The 19,322-nt window shown below is 65.2% G+C and carries 19 protein-coding genes; 11 read left to right on the top strand and 8 right to left on the bottom strand.

The genetic code is table 11. The features are described 5' to 3' along the window. Positions 1–77: 77 nt before the first annotated feature. The gene (nosZ, locus tag LDO29_RS02630) at positions 78–2,009 is read right to left on the bottom strand and encodes a TAT-dependent nitrous-oxide reductase (protein WP_224078226.1); all 1,932 of its coding nucleotides are present in this window, start codon (positions 2,007–2,009) and stop codon (positions 78–80) included. Between the two features lie 224 nt (positions 2,010–2,233). Between nosZ and LDO29_RS02625 the strand changes: the two genes are divergently transcribed. Together LDO29_RS02625 and LDO29_RS02620 are read left to right on the top strand one after the other, a co-directional pair. Beyond that, positions 2,234–2,665 carry a c-type cytochrome gene (locus LDO29_RS02625; protein WP_224078225.1) on the top strand — a complete coding sequence of 144 codons (432 nt, stop codon included), beginning with the start codon at positions 2,234–2,236 and terminating at the stop codon, positions 2,663–2,665. An 8-nt stretch (positions 2,666–2,673) separates the two neighbouring features. Next, positions 2,674–3,723, top strand: a complete 1,050-nt coding sequence (locus LDO29_RS02620) for an FAD:protein FMN transferase (RefSeq protein WP_224078224.1) — start codon at positions 2,674–2,676, stop codon at positions 3,721–3,723. Between the two features lie 106 nt (positions 3,724–3,829). Here LDO29_RS02620 and LDO29_RS02615 read toward each other — a convergent pair whose 3' ends face one another. Next, positions 3,830–4,228 (bottom strand): c-type cytochrome, encoded by a 399-nt coding sequence (locus tag LDO29_RS02615; RefSeq protein WP_224078223.1) that lies wholly within the window; start codon positions 4,226–4,228, stop codon positions 3,830–3,832. A gap of 13 nt (positions 4,229–4,241) precedes the next feature. After that, positions 4,242–4,589: a c-type cytochrome gene (locus LDO29_RS02610; RefSeq protein ID WP_224078222.1), complete on the bottom strand. Its 348-nt coding sequence runs from the start codon at positions 4,587–4,589 to the stop codon at positions 4,242–4,244. A 505-nt stretch (positions 4,590–5,094) separates the two neighbouring features. Here LDO29_RS02610 and LDO29_RS02605 point away from each other — a divergent pair. Genes LDO29_RS02605 through LDO29_RS02595 form a run of 3 tightly spaced genes read left to right on the top strand, consistent with a single transcriptional unit; the run spans position 5,095 to position 7,788 of the window. Beyond that, positions 5,095–5,985 carry an AAA family ATPase gene (locus LDO29_RS02605; protein ID WP_224078221.1) on the top strand — a complete coding sequence of 297 codons (891 nt, stop codon included), beginning with the start codon at positions 5,095–5,097 and terminating at the stop codon, positions 5,983–5,985. Next, entirely contained in the window at positions 5,985–6,578 is a 594-nt protein-coding gene (locus LDO29_RS02600; RefSeq protein ID WP_224078220.1) for a GNAT family N-acetyltransferase, read from the top strand. Before LDO29_RS02605 ends, LDO29_RS02600 begins: the two co-directional genes overlap by 1 nt. Before the next feature lie 34 nt (positions 6,579–6,612). Next, a complete protein-coding gene (locus tag LDO29_RS02595) occupies positions 6,613–7,788 on the top strand; it encodes a vWA domain-containing protein (RefSeq protein ID WP_224078219.1) in 1,176 nt (391 codons plus the stop codon). A 39-nt stretch (positions 7,789–7,827) separates the two neighbouring features. Here LDO29_RS02595 and LDO29_RS02590 read toward each other — a convergent pair whose 3' ends face one another. After that, on the bottom strand, positions 7,828–8,982 hold the full coding sequence (locus LDO29_RS02590; RefSeq protein ID WP_224078218.1) for an ABC transporter substrate-binding protein: 1,155 nt from the start codon (positions 8,980–8,982) through the stop codon (positions 7,828–7,830). 100 nt (positions 8,983–9,082) lie between these two features. Further along, entirely contained in the window at positions 9,083–9,985 is a 903-nt protein-coding gene (locus LDO29_RS02585; RefSeq protein WP_224078217.1) for a LysR family transcriptional regulator, read from the bottom strand. Between the two features lie 134 nt (positions 9,986–10,119). Here LDO29_RS02585 and LDO29_RS02580 point away from each other — a divergent pair, with 134 nt between their 5' ends. The 3 genes from LDO29_RS02580 (at position 10,120) to LDO29_RS02570 (ending at position 12,997) form a co-directional block, all read left to right on the top strand. Then, the gene (locus LDO29_RS02580; RefSeq protein WP_224078216.1) at positions 10,120–11,103 is read left to right on the top strand and encodes a tripartite tricarboxylate transporter substrate binding protein BugE; all 984 of its coding nucleotides are present in this window, start codon (positions 10,120–10,122) and stop codon (positions 11,101–11,103) included. A 13-nt stretch (positions 11,104–11,116) separates the two neighbouring features. After that, positions 11,117–12,007, top strand: a complete 891-nt coding sequence (locus LDO29_RS02575) for an N-formylglutamate amidohydrolase (protein ID WP_224078215.1) — start codon at positions 11,117–11,119, stop codon at positions 12,005–12,007. A gap of 204 nt (positions 12,008–12,211) precedes the next feature. Further along, on the top strand, positions 12,212–12,997 hold the full coding sequence (locus LDO29_RS02570; RefSeq protein WP_368013926.1) for a BspC domain-containing protein: 786 nt from the start codon (positions 12,212–12,214) through the stop codon (positions 12,995–12,997). An 83-nt stretch (positions 12,998–13,080) separates the two neighbouring features. On the opposite strand, the gene LDO29_RS02565 is transcribed toward LDO29_RS02570, so the two are convergent. Next, positions 13,081–14,223, bottom strand: a complete 1,143-nt coding sequence (locus tag LDO29_RS02565) for a M14 family metallopeptidase (RefSeq protein ID WP_224078214.1) — start codon at positions 14,221–14,223, stop codon at positions 13,081–13,083. A gap of 23 nt (positions 14,224–14,246) precedes the next feature. Continuing rightward, positions 14,247–15,032, bottom strand: coding sequence for a peroxide stress protein YaaA (gene yaaA, locus LDO29_RS02560; RefSeq protein ID WP_224078213.1), 786 nt, complete (start codon positions 15,030–15,032; stop codon positions 14,247–14,249). A 39-nt stretch (positions 15,033–15,071) separates the two neighbouring features. Here yaaA and LDO29_RS02555 point away from each other — a divergent pair, with 39 nt between their 5' ends. Beyond that, positions 15,072–15,596, top strand: a complete 525-nt coding sequence (locus LDO29_RS02555) for a putative toxin-antitoxin system toxin component, PIN family (RefSeq protein ID WP_224078212.1) — start codon at positions 15,072–15,074, stop codon at positions 15,594–15,596. Between the two features lie 88 nt (positions 15,597–15,684). Then, a complete protein-coding gene (locus tag LDO29_RS02550) occupies positions 15,685–16,857 on the top strand; it encodes a pyridoxal phosphate-dependent aminotransferase (protein WP_224078211.1) in 1,173 nt (390 codons plus the stop codon). Between the two features lie 83 nt (positions 16,858–16,940). Here LDO29_RS02550 and LDO29_RS02545 read toward each other — a convergent pair whose 3' ends face one another. After that, on the bottom strand, positions 16,941–17,582 hold the full coding sequence (locus LDO29_RS02545; RefSeq protein ID WP_224078210.1) for a glutathione S-transferase: 642 nt from the start codon (positions 17,580–17,582) through the stop codon (positions 16,941–16,943). A gap of 183 nt (positions 17,583–17,765) precedes the next feature. Here LDO29_RS02545 and LDO29_RS02540 point away from each other — a divergent pair, with 183 nt between their 5' ends. Beyond that, positions 17,766–19,289, top strand: coding sequence for a 3-hydroxyacyl-CoA dehydrogenase (locus LDO29_RS02540; RefSeq protein WP_224078209.1), 1,524 nt, complete (start codon positions 17,766–17,768; stop codon positions 19,287–19,289). Positions 19,290–19,322: the final 33 nt, after the last annotated feature.

Below are 19,322 nucleotides of genomic sequence, written 5' to 3'. Positions count from 1 at the left end.
CGTCAGGGTGTGGGCAGGGGTCTGCCCGGAGCCACGCGCCAGGCGGGCGTGGCCCCGGATGTCGAGCGCGGTCCTGCTCAGGCTTCGACGATCATGCGGCTGCGCATTTCCAGGTGCAGCGCATGGCAGAAGTGGGTGCAGTAGCACCAGAACACCCCCGGCTTGTCGGCGATGAACGTCACCGACGCCGTCTGCTGGGGATTGACGATGAAGTTGATGTTGTACTTCGGAATCGCGAAGCCGTGCGTCAGGTCTTCGATCTTGTCCAGGTTGGTCAGGATCAGCGTGACCTCGTCCCCCTTCTTCAGCTTGAACTCGCGCAGGCTGAAAGCCGGCGCTTGCGAAGTGATCTTGACCGTCACCTTGCGGCCATTGCGGAAGACGCCCGACTCCTTCGGATCCTTGACCGCGTTGGGGAAATCGTCCAGCGCATAGACCTGCTTCGGGTGTAGCAGCTCGCGCTTGAAGATGACGAAGTCATGCGGCTCGCTGTGCACCGGGTGGTCCGCAAGCAGGACCATCTTGTCGCCCGAGATATCGATGAACTGTTCGTTCTCCGGATGCAGCGGGCCCACCGGCAGGAACCGGTCCTTGGAGAACTTGCAGCCCACCGCGAGGTACTTGCCGTCTGCCGCGATGGTCTCGGATTGCGTGGCATTCAGGTGCCCGGGCTGGTACTGCACGTCCAGCCGGTCGACGACGTACTTGGCGTTCTTGTCGCCCTTGTGGAAGCGGATGGCCGCGTCGATGTTCCATTTCACGATCTGGCTGTCGAGGAACAGCGTGGTGTAGGCGTTGCCGCGGCCATCGAAGGCCGTATGCAGCGGCCCCAGGCCCAGTTCCACTTCCGCGACGATGGCATCGTCCAGCTTCTCGAGCTTGCCGTCGAACCAGTCCAGCACGCGCGCCAGCTCGATGACCGTGCCGGTGGGCGACAGCTTGCCCGCGCAGACGAAGTACTTCTGGTCAGGGCTGGCATTGACGCCGTGCGGGTTCTTGGGCACCGACACATACGCGGTCAGCGCGGTCTTCGGGTCCTGGTTGGCCGCGCGCGTGCCGTCGACCACCGGCACCTTCGAGTCGCCGATCTTCTTGAACCTGCCGTCCTTGATGGCGGCTTCGATCCGCGCCACGTTGAAGAACAGGCAGGCGTCGCGCTCCGCGGACATCATGTCCTCGTAGTGCGCGCCCATTTCCGTGTTGTACTGGTTGGTGGCAGCCAGCTTGCCGTCGTACGACGTCGCCACCAGGTCGCAGTTGCCGTCGATCAGGACCTGCCAGCGCACCTCCATCGATTCCGCATCGACGCAGGTGAACAGCGACCGGTACTTGCCCGCGTCTTCGATGGGGGTATTCGGCAGCGGCAGCGCAAATTCGGCACCACAGAACACGCGGGTGGTGTAGTTGACCTTCTCGTCGACCGGGTCGCGCTTGTCCGGGAAGATGCCGTGAAAGCCCTGCACATTGGGCAGTTCGGTGATCTTGTCGCAGACCATGTAGTCGAGCCGGACACGTGCCAGGCGCGAGTTGATCTTGTCGTTGACCCACGCATAGCGGCCATCATAGTTGCCGTCCTTGTAGGAGGCATGCACGTGGTGCGTATCGCCGACGGTGTAGCGGAGGTTGCCGTCGGGACGGGTCCCCATCACCTGCCGGGACTCGTTGGTGATGCCCCAACCAACCAGCGCATCGGGCGTGAAGCACGGGATGCGGTGGATCTCCCGGCCGGAAGGCAGCCCGAGCACGCGCATGTCGCCAGCATGCCCGCCGCTCCACAGGCCATAGTAGGTATCGAGCTCACCGGGCTTCAGGTGAATGCTGGCACCTTCATGTGCCGCCGCGCTGCCGCCGGCTGCCGGAGCCGCGGCCGGCGCCGCGTTGCCACCCTTGTCCGTGCATGCCGCCACGCCAGCCAGTCCGGCCAGCGCCGCGGTGCCAATGAAACGCCGCCGTCCGGGCGCGGCCGGCACATCGGGCTGCGCTACCTGGTCCTGCAATTGCCTGCTCATCTTCGATTCCTCGATCCGTCGTTGCAAATGGCGGACGAACGTCCGCCAACTTTTCTTTCTGTTGTTTCCGGATCGACATACTCGAATCACTTGCGTGTTGAGGAATTGACCATCGTCATAGATTCGTTAGATGTGCATTTGAAATGCATCTTTACGCTGCGCGAAGCGGACAGAATAAGCGGCGCGAAAACTTATTCCGCTACTTATCCGCCGAAGGAACTGTCATGCTGAAGAAAACCCTCTTGATGGTATTGCTTTCCGCCGCCGCAATCGCAATCGCTGGCTGTGGCAAGCAAGACAATGCAGCACCCGCTGCGCAATCGTCCCAACCGGTGGCTGTCGCCGCGGCCACCACGCCCGCTGCGGGCGCTGGCGCAGCACAGTCGAGTGGCGGCGAAGAGAATGCGCTTGGCAAGAGCACGTTCGGCCAGGTCTGCGCCATGTGCCACGCGGCCGGCGTGGCCGGTGCGCCAAAGCCCGGCGACAAGGCCGACTGGGCGCCGCGCATCGCGCAAGGCAACGACGTGCTCTACAAGCACGCGCTTGAAGGCTTCACCGGCAGCAAGGGCATGATGCCCGCGCGTGGCGGCAATCCTTCCCTGCCGGACGACAGGGTCAAGGCCGCCGTCGACTACATGGTCGCCCGTTCGCACTGAACCCGATCATGCCGAAGCCTCGAATCATCGATGCCGGCCGCCGGCGCAGCCTGCGCGGCCTTGGCGGCCTGTCCTTGCTGGCCACCGGCATGTTCGTCCGGCCGGCGCTGGCCGATCCGGCCGTGCATCGCGCTTCGCAGCAGCTCATGGGAACACGTGTCGATATCGTGGTCCAGTGCGCGAGCGCGGCGGTTGCGCGCGACGGCATGGCCGCTGCCTTTGCCGAGATGACTCGCCTGGAACAGCGGATGAGCCGTTACCGGCCGGACAGCGAAGTGAGCGAACTGCAGCGCTGCGCGGGGCGCCGCGCCGTGCGGGTGTCCCCGGAGCTGATCGCGGTGCTGCGCACGGCCGGGCAGCTGTCCGCACGCAGCAGCGGTGCCTTTGACGTGACGGTCGGCGCGTACGCCGGCTGGCAGTTCGAGGCGCCGGGCACCCATGTTCCCGATGCCGGCGAGCTTGCGCGCGAACGCCCGCTGGTGGACTACCGCCAGGTCATCCTCGACGAAACGCGCGGCGAAGTATTGCTGCACCGCCCCGGCATGCGGCTGGACCTGGGCGGCATCGCCAAGCTGCCGATCCTGGACGCGGGCATGCAGGCCTTGCAGCGCCACGGGCTGCGCGACGCCATGATCAACGGGGGCGGCGATGTCCTTGCGAGCGGCCAGCTGCAGGGACGGGACTGGCGCGTTGGCGTGCGTGATCCCCGCGCGCCGGAACGCCTGCTGGGGGTGCTGTCCGTCAGCAATGGTGTGGTCGCCTCATCGGGAGACTATGAACGCTGCTTCTTCCGCAATGGCCGGCGCTACCACCATGTCCTGGACCCGCGCACCGGCATGCCGGCCGACGGGCCGCACGGCGTCACACTGGTCGCCCCCGACATTGAAACGATCAACGGACTGGGCGCCGCCATCATGGTGGCTGGCGAAGCAGCGGGCAGGAAGTTGCTTGCGCCGCTGCGCGGCGTCGACGCCCTGATCGCGGGAGCCGGTGCCCCGTGGATGTCGGACGGCATGGCGCGGCGCCTTCGCGCGGTGCAGCCCTCCGCGGTTTCGTAAGCGCCCAGGCGCCACGTGGCGCTTCCAGATGCAAAAAAGCCGCCCCCGAATCCCGGAGCGGCTTTTTTTAAGCTTGCGTAATGCGGCAGGACATCCGCCCGCCGTATTACTTCTTCAGCACCAGGTCACCCGGCAGCGATTCGATGTAGGCGGCAATGTCCTTCAGCTCCTTGCGCGTGAACGGACGCGGCTTGCCATCCTTGCCCGTGACGGCCGGGTTGGCATTGACCTGGCCGGCCATGATCGCGTTGGAGCGGCCCACCTGCGGTATGCCCGAAACCTGGTACGACAGCAGCGCGTGGTAGAGGTAGTCCGCATGCTGCCCGGCCAGCTTGGGATAGTCCGGCGAGATCGGGGCGTTCAGCCCCTGGCCGTGGCAGGCCACGCAGTTGCCCTTTTCCACCAGCGCCTTGCCGGCGGCGAGATCGGCCGCCGAGGCGGTTGCGGCGGAGGCACCCAGCACGAGTGCGCCAATCGCGAACGAAAGCGTCTGAAGCGTCTTCATGGTCCGGTGTCTCTTACTTGAAGGTGTTGTTCTGCGAGCCGGCCTTCTGCTGCGAGTAGTAGGCAGCCACGTCGGCGATGTCCTGGTCCGTCAGCGTGGCGGCAATGCCGCGCATGGTCGGGTGCTTGCGATCGCCTTTCTGGTAGGCCTTCAGAGCATTTTCGATGTACTTGGCGCTCTGCCCACCCAGCATCGGCACTTCATAGACCTCGGGGAACGACGTACGGTAGCCCGGAATGCCGTGACATCCGATGCACATTGCAACCTTGTCCCTGGCAGCGTCTCCATTGCCCTTGACTTCCTGTGCCAGCGCTGCCGTTGCAGCCGCGCCCAGCACCACCATCGTGAGGAGCTTTTTCATTGTATTAGCGGATTGGAAGTTAAACCGTGCGTGACCTGCCCTGCCGGGCGGAGACGGTCTCAGAATGCTTCTGCGGGGAGCCTGGCAGCCTGCGAGTCGCCAGGGAGCAACCCGCCAGACATGTCGCATCCGGTTCTTTGCCGGGATGTGGAACACCATTCTGGGACCACCTCTCGCAATCACCGCGACCCGGACGGGCCGCAGGTGCTTCTGAACGCGGACTGCCGGATACTGGAAACTGGACGTGGGGGCGCGTCAAACCGCCGCATTGTACAGCAGGCGGCACCTGGCAGTCCAGCAACCGGCCTCCGGCATGGCCCGGCTGTCAGCCGGGCCCAACACGAACCGCAAAGGTCTTTTATACTCGTCCATTCAGGGATTCCGAACGACCGTTCGCGAATCCGGTTTTCATAATGAAAGCGCGCGTGAAAGCGCGAAGAGACTGCGCTTAACACGCCGACCGGCCTAAACCGGCCTGATTCCGGCCGTCACCTCAGGTTGCCTCATGTCCAACACCGCCAACGCTTCCGCCCAAGCTTCACCCGCCCAGCAGGTCAAATTCGAGGGCAGTGACCAGTATGTCGCCACCGACGACCTCAAGCTGGCCGTCAATGCCGCGCGCACGCTGCAGCGCCCGCTGCTGATCAAGGGAGAGCCCGGCACCGGCAAGACCATGCTGGCCGAGGAAGTGGCCGCCGCGCTGGGCATGCCGCTGCTGCAGTGGCACATCAAGTCGACCACCAAGGCGCAGCAGGGCCTGTACGAGTACGACGCCGTGTCGCGCCTGCGCGATTCGCAGCTTGGCGACGACCGCGTGCACGACATCCGCAACTACATCGTCAAGGGCGTGCTGTGGCAGGCCTTCGAGGCCGACGAGCAGATCGTGCTGCTGATCGACGAGATCGACAAGGCCGACATCGAATTTCCGAACGACCTGCTGCGCGAACTCGACCGCATGGAGTTCTACGTCTACGAGACGCGCGAACTGGTCAAGGCAAAGCACCGCCCGCTCGTGATCATCACCTCGAACAACGAGAAGGAACTGCCGGACGCCTTCCTGCGCCGCTGCTTCTTCCACTACATCAAGTTCCCGGACGCCGACACCATGCAGCGCATCGTCGACGTGCACTATCCCGGCATCAAGCGCGAACTGGTGGCCGCGGCGCTGGAATCGTTCTACGAGATGCGCAACCTGCCGGGCCTGAAGAAGAAGCCGTCCACGTCGGAACTGATCGACTGGCTCAAGCTGCTGATGGCCGAGGACATCCCGCCCGAGGCGCTGAAGAGCCCGGACAAGAAGGCCGCAATCCCGCCGCTGCACGGCGCGCTGCTCAAGAACGAGCAGGATGTGCACCTGTTCGAGCGCCTGGTGTTCATGAACCGCGCCAACCGCTGATGAGCGCCTTCCTCCAACCCGTCACGCTGTCGGGCCGGCACGCCACACTCGAGCCGCTCAGGCTCGAGCATGCAGAAGGCCTGCGCGCCGCCGCGGCCGATGGCGAGCTGTGGAAGCTTTGGTACACCAGCGTGCCCGCACCCGAGGGCATGGAGGCCGAGATTGCCCGGCGTCTGGGCCTGCAAGAGCAAGGCTCGATGCTGCCGTTCGCGGTACGCGACGCCAGCGGCGAGCTGGCGGGCATGACGACGTACATGAACGCCGATGCGGCCAACCGGCGCGTGGAGATCGGCTCGACCTGGTACGCGCGCCGCGTCCAGCGCACGCCGCTGAACACCGAATGCAAGCTGATGCTGCTGCGCCATGCGTTCGAGCAGCTCGAATGCATCGCCGTGGAATTCCGCACGCACTGGATGAACCACCAGAGCCGCACGGCCATTGCGCGCCTGGGTGCGAAACAGGACGGCGTGCTGCGCAACCACATGCGCATGCCGGACGGCTCGCTGCGCGACACCGTGGTGTTCTCGATCATCGCCAGCGAATGGCCGACGGTGCGCAACCACCTGCAATTCCAGCTGGAGCGGCCGCGCTGAGCGCGCCGCCTGCTGCCACTGATCGCGAGGCATCATGCTGATCGACTTCTTCTTCTCGCTGCGCCACGCCAAGCTGCCGGTCTCGGTCAAGGAATACCTGACCATGCTGGAAGCGCTCAAGGCCCAGGTGATCGCGCCGTCGATCGACGAGTTCTACTACCTGGCGCGCATGACGCTGGTCAAGGACGAGAAGCACTTCGACAAGTTCGACCAGACCTTCGGCGCCTACTTCAAGGGTGTGGAAAGCCTGGTCGACTGGAAGTCCGACATTCCGCTCGACTGGCTGCAGAAGACGCTCGAGCGCGAGCTGTCGCCCGAGGAAAAGGCCAAGATCGAGGCCATGGGTGGCCTCGACAAGCTCATGGAGCGCCTGAAGCAACTGCTCGAGGAGCAGAAGGAAAAGCATGAAGGCGGCAACAAGTGGATCGGCACCGGCGGCACCTCGCCGTTCGGGCACGGCGGCTACAACCCGGAAGGCATCCGCATCGGCGGACCGTCGAAGGGCAACCGCACGGCCATCAAGGTGTGGGAGGCGCGCACCTACAAGGACTATGACGACCAGGTCGAACTCGGCACGCGCAACATCAAGGTGGCGCTGCGCCGGCTGCGGCGTTTCGCGCGCGAAGGCGCCGACACCGAACTGGATCTGGACGACACCATCCACGCCACCGCGGCCAATGCCGGCCTGCTCGACATCAAACTGCGGCCCGAGCGCCACAACAAAGTCAAGGTGCTGATGCTGATGGATGTGGGCGGCTCCATGGACGACCACATCAAGCGCGTGGAAGAACTGTTCTCGGCCACCAAGACCGAGTTCAAGCACCTCGAGTACTACTACTTCCACAACTGCCTATACGACCACGTATGGCGCAACAACCGCCGCCGCCATGCCGAGAAGCTGGCGACGTGGGACCTGCTGCACAAGTACACGCCCGACTACAAGGTCATCTTCGTCGGCGACGCCACCATGAGCCCGTATGAGATCCTGCAGCCGGGCGGCTCGGTCGAGTACAACAACGCGGAGGCCGGCTCGGTGTGGCTGAACCGCGTGACCGAACAGTTCCCGCACTTCGTCTGGCTCAACCCGGAACCGGAAGGGCTGTGGCAATACCGCCAGTCGATCACGGTCATCAACCAGCTCATGAAGGGGCGTATGTACCCGGTCACGCTGGCGGGGCTGGAATCGGCGATGAAGGTGTTGTCGAAGTAAGAAGCTACAAAGAGGCGCCACAGGGCGCCTCTCTTCCTTTCAGCTGATGATGCGGCCGCCGTTGCCGATCATCGCGACCTCCACGTAGTCGGGGCCGCTGTGCCGGTTGCGCTCATAGTGCACGCGCAGGCCACCGAACTCGCGCTTGCCGAACGCCTCGAGCTTGCTGATGAACAGTTCCCGGGTAGGATTGGCGCCGCACGCAAGCAGGCCATCGACCACCACCTTCGCTGTCAGGAAACCTTCCACGGCTTCATAGGTCCGGTTGTCCCCGACGCCGGCCTTGTCGAGCACGTCCTGGAATTCGCGGGCCAGCGGCACCACGCGTGAAGCCGGGTTGGGCATGATCTGCGTCACCCCAACGCCGCGCGACAGTTCGGCGGCCTTCTCGAATACCTGTTTCGCCGAGGTGACAGAGAGAATCCATGGGTAAGGCAGCGGGCCGTGCCTGGACTGGTGGGCGATCAGGATGTCCGCCACCGACTGGGGCGCGGTAAATAGCAGCGTGGTCTGCGCCCGGGCCGCCTGCAGTCTTGCCACCACTGCCGGAATGTCATCACCCTGGACACTATGGGAAACCATGGCAACAATCTCCGCGCCGTATTTGCGCGCGGCGTTGCCCGCTGCTTCGGCATTCACCTTGCCGAAGGCATTGTCCTGGTACACCACCGCTACGCGCTTCAGTCCGACCGTGGTCGCATGCTGGACCATGCGCATCACCTCGTCGACATATCCGCCACGGGTATGGAACACCGGGGCAGAATCCCTGCGCACATCGGGCGCACCGGTGAATGTGCCCACAACCGGAAGCTTGTGCTGCTCGATCAGCGGCAGCGCCGCAAGCGTGTTGCCAGTGCCAGCCATGCAGACCAGCCCGAAGACATCGTCCTGCAGGAAGGCTTGCACATTGGCAACGGTCTTCTCGGGGACATAGTTGTCCTCGCGACGCTTCACCACGAGCCTGCGACCGTTGACACCCCCCTTTGCGTTGACGTGGTTGAAGTATGCGAGCAGGCCGTCGGTGTAGCTGCGATAAGGACCACCCCAAACGCTGTCGAACCCGATGGTCTGGCCGAACACGATGCGGTCCGGATAGACACCGGGCGCGCTCCCCGCCGCCCTGGCGCCCCGCGCCATGACCGTAGCACTGCCAAGCGCGGCTGCCACGCGCACAAACTGCCTGCGATCCATCATTGACCCCGTTCTCTTCTTTTGAGCGGGGGAGTGTCCGCGACGGCTCAAGCGCGCGAATATGGCGGCAAACCCTGTCTGTTGCGGCCGCGAGGCAACAAAGTCAGCCGCGCGCGTCGGCGCCCTCCATCAGCCAGGCACGGAAGGTCTGCAGGGCAGGCAAATGCTGCTTGTGCTCGGGATAGCACAGGTAATAGCCCTTGTTGCTGAGCACCCGCGCGGGATGCGCAACCACCAGCGCGCCAGTGGCCAGTTCTTCGTCGATCAGGCAACGCGGGATCAGCGCGATGCCAAGGCCCGACAACGCTGCCTGCGTGAGCAGCGAGAACTGGTCGAAGCGGGCCCCGGCCCACGCGTCGCGCGTGGGCACGCCGAGCTCGGCGAACCAGTCGGGCCAGGCTTCGGGCACCGTCGTGTGGTGCAGCAAGGGGTATTGCAGCAGTTCGGCGGGCGTACTCACCACGCCGTCCGCATGGCCGGCCAGCAAGGCAGGCCGGCACACAGGCACGATTTCCCGGCCGATCATGTAGTCCGCGAGGCTGCCGGGCCAGACGCCCACGCCGAAGCGGATCGCCGCGTCCAGTTCGGGCTCGGCAAACACGTAACCCTGCGCGTGCGGGACGAATTCCAGCTTCACCTCGGGATGGCGCGCAAAGAACTGGGGCAGCCGCGGAATCAGCCACTTGGCACCGAGCGTGGGCATGCTCGCGATATGGAGGATCCCGGCCTGCTGCTCGCGGCCCGCCGCCTCCACGGTGGCGGCTTCGATCTCGTCCAGCGTGGGCCGGATGCGTTCCAGGTAGCGCACGCCGGCCGGCGTCAGCACCAGCCGCTGCCGCACCCGTTCAAACAGCTCCACCCCAAGCAGCGATTCCAGGCTGCGCACCTGCTTGCTGACTGCCCCCTGCGTCACATGCAAGTCCCGGGCGGCAACGGTAAAGCTGTTGTGCCGGGCCGAAGCCTCAAACGCCTGCAATTCGGTCATCGACGGCATCATACGCCGCATACATCACCTCAACTTCACGACCAAATGGAATGACCGTGCGATTTTAATTCGTTTGCCGCGCCCTTGCCCGCGCGAGCAGAATCGGGGAAACCGCTTTTCTCCCCACTCCAATCCCTCCCTGCTTCGCAAGAACCATGCAACGTCGACAACTCTTCCGCGTTCTCGTCGCAGCCTCGGCCGCTTTTGCCGCCGCCGCGCTGCCTGCCGCCGCCCAGACCAACTATCCGACCAAGCCGATCACGCTGGTGGTGCCCTTCCCGGCCGGCGGCACGACCGACATCGTGGCGCGCATCGTCGCCGACAAGCTGGGCCAGCAGCTCGGCCAGGCTGTGGTGGTGGACAACCGCGGCGGCGCGGGCGGCAGCATCGGCACTGCCTACCTGGCCAAGGCCGCGCCGGATGGCTACACGCTCGGCATTGCCACGGCCTCGACGCACGGCATCAACCCGGCGGTGTACCCGCGGCTGTCCTATGACGCCACCAGGGACTTCACGACCATCACGAACCTGGCGTCCGTGCCCAACGTGATGAGCATCAACCCGGCGGTGAAGGCCACCGACATGAAGTCGTTCATTGCGCTGGCGCACTCGCAGCCGAACAAGCTGGCCTACGGCTCGGCCGGCAATGGCAGCGTGTCGCACATGATGGGCGAGTTGTTCAAGATGAGCAGCAAGACGGAATTGCTGCACGTGCCGTACAAGGGCGTGGGACCGGCGCTGAATGACGCGCTGGCCGGCCAGGTCCAGGTGCTGTTCGACAACCTGCCGTCGTCGCTGCCGTTCATCGAAGGCGGCAAGCTGCGCGCGCTGGCCGTGGCCGCGCCCAAGCGCATCGCCGCACTGCCCAATGTGCCGACGTTTGCCGAACTGGGCCTGCCCGAGGTCAACGACGCCGCCTGGTTCGGCCTGATCGCCCCGGCGAACCTGCCCGCCGACCTGCAGAACAAGCTGAACGCGGCTGCCGTCAAGGTACTGGCGTTGCCCGAGGTGAAGGCTAAACTGGAAAAGCTGGGCGCCACGCCGGTGGGCAACTCGCCTGCGCAGTTTGCCGCGCAGATCAGGAGCGAAGTGGCCAAGAACAAGCGCGTCGCCGCCGCAGCCAAGATCTCCCTCGACTGATTGCCGCAGCACCATGACCGAAGCAGACCGAAAGAGCGCGGACAGTCCTTACCAGCTTTACATGCCGGAAGGCCCGGTGAGCGCGCTGTTCCTTGACTCGCCGCACAGCGCCACCACCTATCCCACGGACTTCCGCCCGGATGCCAGCCTGCCCCTGCCGCTGCTGCGGCAGGCCGAAGACACCTTTGTCGACGAGCTCTACGCGGGCGCCCCGGCACGCGGCATTCCGCTGCTGTGCGCGGGCTTTCCGCGCAGCTACCTGGATGCCAACCGCGCGCTCGAGGAAATCGACGAAGCCCTGCTCGACGCGCCGTGGCCCGGCGCGAAGCAGGAAACGGCAAAAACCCGCCTCGGCAAGGGACTGGTCTGGCGTGTGCTCGACACCGGCGAAGCGATCTACGACCGCAAGCTGAGCGTGGAGGAAGTGCAGTCGCGCATCAACCGCTGCTACCTGCCCTACTATGCCCAGTTGCAGAAGCTGGCCGACCGGGCCGTCGCCGAACACGGCGCGGCCTGGCATATCAATTGCCATTCGATGCCGAGCCAGGCGGCCCAGTACGCCACCGAGTTTCCGGGGCTGCAACACCCCGATTTCGTGGTGGGCGACCGCGACGGCACCACCTGCGACAAGCGCTTCACCGACCGTGTCGAAGGCGTGCTCAAGGACATGGGCTATGACGTCTGGCGCAACCACCCCTACAAGGGCGTGGAAATCGTGCGCGTGGTGGGACAGCCGCAGACCGGCCGCCACAGCCTGCAACTCGAGATCAACCGCAAGCTCTACATGGACGAAGCGGGCCTGACCCACACCGCCGGCTTTGCCAGGCTGCGGCACGACCTGAACGCCATGCTCGATGAACTGCTGAAGTTCACGCGGTCCATGCCTGCCCGCGCGCTGCGCTAAACCGCGGCGCAATGCTCACCGGATGCAGCGTGCTGCATCCGGGTTCATCTCAGTTGCACGATATGCAGGCTTTCTGCTAAGCCCCACAATCGCCGGTGTATTAGAAGAATGGGTAACAAAGTTTAGGAACTTTGCAAGATAGGTTTCCTCTATCATGGCAATCCTTTGCGAACCCATACTTGCCGGAATGGCAAGACAGACACCGTGATCCGACGAATTTCCGAACTGATCGGCAGCCGCCTCAGCATGCTGGCCGCCGCAGTCACCGGCGCGTTGGTGCTGGCGGGCTGCGCCAACATGCCGGCTGATGGCACCGATGCCGCCAGCCAGTCCGCGGCCCCTGCCGCGCCTGCCCGCCCTGCCGCCGCGTCCGCTGCCCCGCCAGCGCCCGCCGCCGAGCCGACCAAGACCATCACCCTGCCCGACCGCGGCCGCGTCAGCCTGGCCGAATACCGCGCCAGGATGCGCGAGCAGTTGATGAAGACAGAGAACGCGACCAGCGATGTGGCCGACTGCGCAGCCCACGCGAGCTGGGTCGTGCCGCGCTCCGCCAGCTACGACGCGCTCAAGATCCCCACCGGCGCGCTCGCCAACGGCCATGCCGCGGTGGAACCCTGGAACGGCCGTTTCTCGCAGGGCAAGCAGGCCGTGCCGGTCAGCTCGGTGGTGACATTCTCTGCGCTGGCCCACAAGCGTCGTGGCGAAGAACAATGGCAGCCTGTCAAGGTGCGCTGCGGCTATGACGACGGCATGATGCTGGCCTACGAACTGCTGGATAGCAGCGGCGCCACCATCTCGGAACCCGCAGCGGCACCGGCCGTCGCGACGTCCAGCCGCGCCTCGGCCAGCAAGAGCCGCAAGGGTGCGAAGGGCAGCAAGGCCAAGGCCGCGTCGACAGGCACGTCCAAGAGCAGCAGCGCGTCGGCAAAATCTTCGGCGTCCTCGTCCAAGTCCTCGGGCAAGAGCACGAGCAAGAAGAAGTCGCAGTAAGCGAATCTGTTCGGCGGGTTTCTCTCCTCTCCCACATCGCGGGAGAGGAGAGAAACCGTCAGGCCCGAGCCCTACTGCCTGCCTCAGCCGAGGAAATCCAGAACCGCCTCCAGCATCGCCGTGCCCAGCAGCGCGCTGCGCGCACCGTTCCAGCCCACCACGGCATCGGGCAGGTCGGCATTGTCCTTGAATGGCATTTCCAGCGTCAGCGACAGGCAGCCGAAGGTATGGCCGATGTACTTCGACGCCAGCTTGAGCGCGTCGGCGTTGTACTTGCTGGCCGCATAGCCGTGCACATCCTGGAAGTCCGGGGTGGCACGCTTGAAGGCTTCGATAAAGCGTGCCTGCTCGTCGCGCTGCTTCTCGCTGAAGCTCGGCAGCATCTCGCTGCCGGCGACGAAGTTGTAAGGCAGGCCCTCATCGCCGTGAATGTCGAAGAACAGGTCACAGCCGGTGGCCTCGATCGCGCGGCGCACGTGCCAGACCTCGGGACTCGTGTCCGGGCTCGGCGTCATCCATTCGCGGTTCAGGTTGGCGCCCGCGGCATTGGTGCGCAGGTTGCCGCGCGCCGAGCCATCCGGGTTCATGTTCGGCACGATATGGAACACAGCGCGTTCGAGCAGCCGGCGCGCGACCGGGTCGTGCGCCCACATGCCGGTGCCGGTCAGGCGCTGCAGCACGCCCTCGCAGAACCATTCGGCCATGCTTTCGCCGGGATGCTGGCGCGCGATCATCCAGATCGTCTTCTTGCCCGGGCCAGGCTGCCCCACGGTGACGCGGGTCATGTCGCGGCCATCGACCGTGCTCCCCAAGTGCGAGAGCCTGGCCAGCGGCGAGCGCTGGCAGGTCGCCAGCAGCGACAGGTGGCGCTCTTCCGGATAGGGCTCGAAATAGGCGAACCACACGCTGTCATGCTGAGGCGTGAATTCGACGGTCAGCGCCTGGCCGTCATAGCGCGTCGGCACGCGGAACCAGTTGGCGCGGTCGTACGATGCCACCGCGCGGTAATCGCGCCAGCCGTCCGGATAGGTGCAGTCGCCGGCGTTGAGGAACTGCAGCCGGCACGCCTGCCCGGCCGCGCCTTGCAGGCGGAAGTGGAACCACTGGCGGAAGTCCGCGTGTGAATCGGCGCGGATGCGCAGGCGGATGTCGTCGGCATGGTCGAGCGCTTCGACTTCGATCGCACCGGAATCAAAGTGGGTCGAGATATGCAGGCCTGAAGTCATGAAGGGGAGCTCCGTGGCAGGGTTCAGTCTTCAAGGCGGCGGCGGAACACCCAGCGGCCGTCGTCGGAAGCGGCGGCATCGAAGGCGTAGCCGTCTTCGGCAAAGCGCTTGAGCGCAGCCGGCTCCGTAACGCGATGCGTCACTGCATAACGGGCCATGGTGCCGCGCGCACGCTTGGCATGGAACGAGATGATCTTGTAGCGCCCGCCCTTCCAGTCCTCGAACACCGGCGTGATGATGCGCGCATTCAGCACCTTGGGGCGCACCACCTTGAAATACTCTTCCGACGCGAGATTGACCAGCGTGGGCGCACCCTCGTGCTTGAGCGCGGCCATGTCACCGTTGAGCATCTGCGTGACATCGTCGCCCCAGAACGCATAGAGGTCCTTGCCCGTCGCCGTGTCGAGGCGCGTGCCCATCTCCAGGCGGTAAGGCTGCATCCAGTCCAGCGGGCGCAGCACGCCGTACAGGCCGGACAGGATGCGCACGTGCTTTTGCGCAAAGCCGAGGTCATCGGCCGACAGGTTCTTCGCATCAAAGCCGTCGTAGACGTCGCCGTTGAAGGCCAGCACCGCCTGCTTGCTGTTGGCAGCGGTAAATGTCTCCGACCAGTCCGCATAGCGCGTGACGTTGAGTACGGCCAGCTTGTCGGAGATATCCATCAGCGCGCCGACATCCTGCGGCGCGAGCTTGCGCAGGCGCTCGATCAGCACTGCCGAGCGGTCGATGAAACGGGGCAGCGTATGGGTCTTGATGCGCGCGGGTGTCTCGTAGTCCAGGGACTTCGCGGGAGACAGGACGATGAGCATGGCAAAATCGCGGGAAACACAAAGCCAAGATTGTAGCGAATGACCAACCTGAACTCCGGCGACACTTCGGCGCCCAGCCTCGCCGGCATCACATCCGCCGCCGGCAATCCCCCGCGCGTGGTACTGGACTCCAATATCTGGGTCGACCTGCTGGTCTTCGGCGACCCGCACGTCACGCCGATCCGCGCCGCACTGGAGGCCGGCACCATTGCCCCGGTGATCCGCGCCGACTGCCGCGAAGAACTGCGCCGCGTGCTGGCCTATCCGCAATTCGCGCGCTTTGCCGTCGATATCGACGCAGCGCTGGCTATTGTGGACCGTTTCAGCACGCTGCAGCCCCTGCCCGCCCGGGAAGATGCCGAGGCCATCCGGCTGCCGCGCTGCAAGGACACCGACGACCAGAAATTCGTCGAACTCGCGCACTTCTCGCAGGCCGCCTGCCTAGTGTCGAAGGACAAGGCCGTGCTCAAGCTCAGGAGCCGGCTGCGCCGCTCCAGCGGTGTGGAAGTGATGACGCCGCCCGCGTTCGGCCAATGGCTGGCCGCGCTGGCAGCCGCAGCCTGATCGCCCGAATCCCTTTAGAATTGCCGCTATCGCCGCCAATGCCGCTCCGGCAAGCCGTTTCCCGCCCTCGCACCCCAACGTCGCAGCCATGTCCGCAGACTCCACCCTCGCCCCGCTGACTCCGCCCTTGTCGCGCCTGCCCTCGGTCGGCACCACGATCTTTACCGTGATGTCGGCGCTGGCGGCCGAGAAGAACGCCGTCAACCTGGGGCAGGGCTTCCCCGACTTCGATTGCGACCCGCGCATCGTCGATGCCGTGGCCCACGCGATGCGCACCGGCCACAACCAGTACCCGCCCATGGCGGGCGTGCCGCGCCTGCGCCAGGCGATCGCCGACAAGATCGCCACGCTGTACGGCCACCGCTACAGCTGGGAAAGCGAGATCACCGTCACGGCCGGCGCCACACAGGGCATCCTCACAGCCATCCTGTGCGCGGTGCGCCCCGGCGACGAGGTGATCGTGCTCGAGCCGTGCTACGACAGCTACCTGCCCGCCATCGAGCTGGCCGGCGCCACTGCGGTACCGGTCACGCTGGAGGCCCCTGACTTCCGCGTGCCGTTCGACCGCATGGCCGCGGCCATCACGCCGCGTACGCGGATGATCCTCATCAACACGCCGCACAACCCGACCGGGACGATCTGGCGCGCCGCCGACATGGACAAGCTGGCGCAGCTGCTGGCCGGCACCGACATCCTGCTGCTGTCGGACGAGGTCTACGAGCACATGGTCTACGACGGCCAGCCGCACGCCTCGGTGTCGCGCCATCCGGAACTGGCGCGGCGCAGCTTCGTGATTTCCAGCTTCGGCAAGACCTACCACGTGACAGGCTGGAAAGTCGGCTACGTGGCCGCGCCCGCGGCGCTGTCGGCCGAGTTCCGCAAGGTCCACCAGTTCAACGTGTTCACCGTGAATACGCCGATGCAGCACGGCCTGGCCGACTACATGGCCGATCCCGCGCCCTACCTTGAGCTACCTGCGTTCTACCAGGCCAAGCGCGACTATTTCCGCGCGGGGCTGGCCAACACGCGCTTCAAGCTGCTGCCGTCCGAAGGCACGTACTTCCAGTGCGTGGACTATTCCGCGATCTCCGACCTGAGCGAAGCGGACTTCTCCATGTGGCTGACGCGCGAGATCGGCGTGGCGGCGATCCCGGTCTCGGCCTTCTACACGCAGCCGCGCGAATCCGGCGTGGTGCGCTTCTGCTTCGCCAAGAAGAAAGAGACGCTGGCGCTGGCACTGGAGCGGCTGGCCAAGCTCTGAATTCCGGCAACCGGATAGGGAAACGCCCGCGCATGTGCCGCGGGCGTTTTGCTTCATTTTGTGCCTTGCGCAGTGACCGGCGCCTACTTGTTCCGGCTCAGCATCAGCTCGGTATTGGCCTTGCGGTCGGCATTGACCTTCTGCACCGACGGGCGCTCCGACAGCGTCTTCAGGTATTCCTTGACCGGCAGGTCGGCCAGCAGGTCCTTGCCGTAGATGATCTTCGTGCACGAAGACACCAGCGGCAAATGGACTGCGGCGGCGCAATCGGCCAGCGTGAAGGTATCGCCCGCCACATAGGGCGAGAACTTCGCCAGCTTGGCGAACGCGGGAATGTAGCGCGTCAGCAGCTTGAGCTGGCGTTCCTTCACGTTATCGCTGACCTTGCCGCCGAAGAACGCTTCCGGATACAGCTCGCGCGCGGTCAGCTCCAGGTACAGCTCCATGAATGTGATGATCTCGCGTACCTTGCCGGCCTGCATCGGGTCACGCGGCAGCAGCGGCGTCTGCGGATAAGCGGCTTCCAGGTACTCGTTGATGACTTCCGACTCGCACAACGAACCCGATTCAGTGATCATGTAGGGCACCTTGCCTGTCGGCGTTGCGGCCGGGTCAGTCTCGCCGATCCACGCCAGCACCTCCTCGAACGGCACATTCTTCTCCAGCAGCGCCAGCTTGACCTTGTTGTAGTAGTTGCTGGCGGCAAACCCGCACAGTTTCAGCATGTCGTCTCTCTCCTGTTGGAATCGTCGCTTGCGGTGCAAGCCCGCAGCGATTGTGAACCATCCCGGTCTTCTGGTGCCGCCGGACTGGCCGATCAGCGCACGCCGCCTGCCTTCCGGCCATTTCCGGAAAGATGCAAAAAACGTACGATCGTGCTAATTTAACCACAACTTTAGGGACGCAAGATGAGCACTTTCACTATCGAGACGCTCGGTATCGTGGGGACCGGCGCCATGGGCCGCGGCATCGCGCAGATCGCCGCGCAGGCGGGCCTGACCGTCAACCTGTACGACGCCAACGCGCAAGCGGTGGAAGCGGCGCGCAAGTACCTGCAGGATACGCTCGCCAAGCTGGCTGAAAAAGGCAAGATCTCGGCAGCGGACGCTGAAGCAACTCTGGCCCGCGTGAAGCCGTGCGGTGCGCTCGAAGACCTGGCCGGCTGCGACATGGTGGTGGAAGCCATCGTCGAGAAGCTCGAAGTGAAGCGTGACCTTGTGGCCAAACTCGAGGCCGTGCTGCGTCCCGACGCGATCATCGCTTCGAACACCTCGTCGCTGTCGATCACCGCGGTCGCCGTCGGCGCGAAGGAACCGGGCCGCATCGCCGGCTACCACTTCTTCAACCCGGTGCCGCTGATGAAGGTGGTCGAGGTGATCGACGGACTGTCCGGCAACCCGGCCGTGGGCGATGCGCTGATGGCGCTGTCGCGCCGCATGGGCCATACGCCGGTGCGGTGCAAGGACATGCCCGGCTTCATCGTCAACCATGCCGGCCGCGGCATGAACATCGAAGGCATCAAGGTTGCGCAGGAAGGCGTGGCCGGGTTCGCCGACATCGACAACGTCATGCGCGAGCAGGCCGGCTTCCGCATGGGGCCGTTCGAGCTGATGGACCTGACCGGGCTGGATGTGTCGCATCCGGTGATGGAGTCGATCTACAACCAGTTCTACCAGGAGCCGCGCTACCGCCCGTCGCCGATCACGGCGATCCGCTCGGTCGGCGGGCTGATCGGCCGCAAGGCTGGCGCCGGCTTCTATCGCTATGTGGATGGCCAGAAGCAGGTTCCGGCCACGGCTGTCGTCCCCTCAGCGCGTCCGGCCAGCGTGTGGGTCAGCCGCGCCAGCGAACGCGGCCATGCCATGGTGACGAAGCTGCTCGGCGCGCTCGGTGTCACGCCGGAAAGCGGCGACCAGCCTTCCACCGATGCGCTGATCGTGGTCACGCCGCTGGGCCTGGATGCCACCACCACTGCGCTCCAGCAAGGCCTGGACGCCTCGCGCACGGTTGCCATCGATACCCTGCTGCCGTTCGAGGCTACGAAACGCCGTACGCTGATGACCACGCCCGCCACCGGCGCCGCCGCGCGTGACGCCGCGCACGGCCTGTTCGCGAGCGACGGCGTGCCGGTCACGGTGATCCGCGACTCGGCCGGCTTCGTCGCCCAGCGCGTGCTCTGCTGCATCATCAACATCGCCAGCGACATCGCCCAGCAGCGCATTGCCTCGCCGGCCGACATCGACCTGGCCGTGAACCTCGGCCTCGGCTATCCGAAGGGTCCGCTGGCCCTCGGCGACGCCGTCGGCCCGCAGCTCGTGCTGGAAGTGCTGCGCAACATGGAGACCCTGACCGGCGACATGCGCTACCGTCCGAGCCCGTGGCTGTGGCGCCGCGCCGGCCTGGGCCTGTCGCTGCTGACCGAAGAGAACTGAGGAGCCTCGGCTCCCCCGCCCCCGCAACGCCCG

It is taken from the genome of Cupriavidus laharis, from assembly GCF_914271435.1.
Lineage (GTDB): Bacteria > Pseudomonadota > Gammaproteobacteria > Burkholderiales > Burkholderiaceae > Cupriavidus > Cupriavidus laharis.
This window is presented reverse-complemented; position numbering and strand designations above follow the sequence as displayed.

Bases quoted from the DNA above. Each gene is read 5' to 3' on its own strand.
- nosZ (WP_224078226.1), bottom strand. From the start codon at position 2,009: ATGAGCAGGCAATTGCAGGACCAGGTAGCGCAGCCCGATGTGCCGGCC.
- LDO29_RS02625 (WP_224078225.1), top strand. From the start codon at position 2,234: ATGCTGAAGAAAACCCTCTTGATGGTATTGCTTTCCGCCGCCGCAATC.
- LDO29_RS02620 (WP_224078224.1), top strand. From the start codon at position 2,674: ATGCCGAAGCCTCGAATCATCGATGCCGGCCGCCGGCGCAGCCTGCGC.
- LDO29_RS02615 (WP_224078223.1), bottom strand. From the start codon at position 4,228: ATGAAGACGCTTCAGACGCTTTCGTTCGCGATTGGCGCACTCGTGCTG.
- LDO29_RS02610 (WP_224078222.1), bottom strand. From the start codon at position 4,589: ATGAAAAAGCTCCTCACGATGGTGGTGCTGGGCGCGGCTGCAACGGCA.
- LDO29_RS02605 (WP_224078221.1), top strand. From the start codon at position 5,095: ATGTCCAACACCGCCAACGCTTCCGCCCAAGCTTCACCCGCCCAGCAG.
- LDO29_RS02600 (WP_224078220.1), top strand. From the start codon at position 5,985: ATGAGCGCCTTCCTCCAACCCGTCACGCTGTCGGGCCGGCACGCCACA.
- LDO29_RS02595 (WP_224078219.1), top strand. From the start codon at position 6,613: ATGCTGATCGACTTCTTCTTCTCGCTGCGCCACGCCAAGCTGCCGGTC.
- LDO29_RS02590 (WP_224078218.1), bottom strand. From the start codon at position 8,982: ATGATGGATCGCAGGCAGTTTGTGCGCGTGGCAGCCGCGCTTGGCAGT.
- LDO29_RS02585 (WP_224078217.1), bottom strand. From the start codon at position 9,985: ATGCGGCGTATGATGCCGTCGATGACCGAATTGCAGGCGTTTGAGGCT.
- LDO29_RS02580 (WP_224078216.1), top strand. From the start codon at position 10,120: ATGCAACGTCGACAACTCTTCCGCGTTCTCGTCGCAGCCTCGGCCGCT.
- LDO29_RS02575 (WP_224078215.1), top strand. From the start codon at position 11,117: ATGACCGAAGCAGACCGAAAGAGCGCGGACAGTCCTTACCAGCTTTAC.
- LDO29_RS02565 (WP_224078214.1), bottom strand. From the start codon at position 14,223: ATGACTTCAGGCCTGCATATCTCGACCCACTTTGATTCCGGTGCGATC.
- yaaA (WP_224078213.1), bottom strand. From the start codon at position 15,032: ATGCTCATCGTCCTGTCTCCCGCGAAGTCCCTGGACTACGAGACACCC.
- LDO29_RS02555 (WP_224078212.1), top strand. From the start codon at position 15,072: ATGACCAACCTGAACTCCGGCGACACTTCGGCGCCCAGCCTCGCCGGC.
- LDO29_RS02550 (WP_224078211.1), top strand. From the start codon at position 15,685: ATGTCCGCAGACTCCACCCTCGCCCCGCTGACTCCGCCCTTGTCGCGC.
- LDO29_RS02545 (WP_224078210.1), bottom strand. From the start codon at position 17,582: ATGCTGAAACTGTGCGGGTTTGCCGCCAGCAACTACTACAACAAGGTC.
- LDO29_RS02540 (WP_224078209.1), top strand. From the start codon at position 17,766: ATGAGCACTTTCACTATCGAGACGCTCGGTATCGTGGGGACCGGCGCC.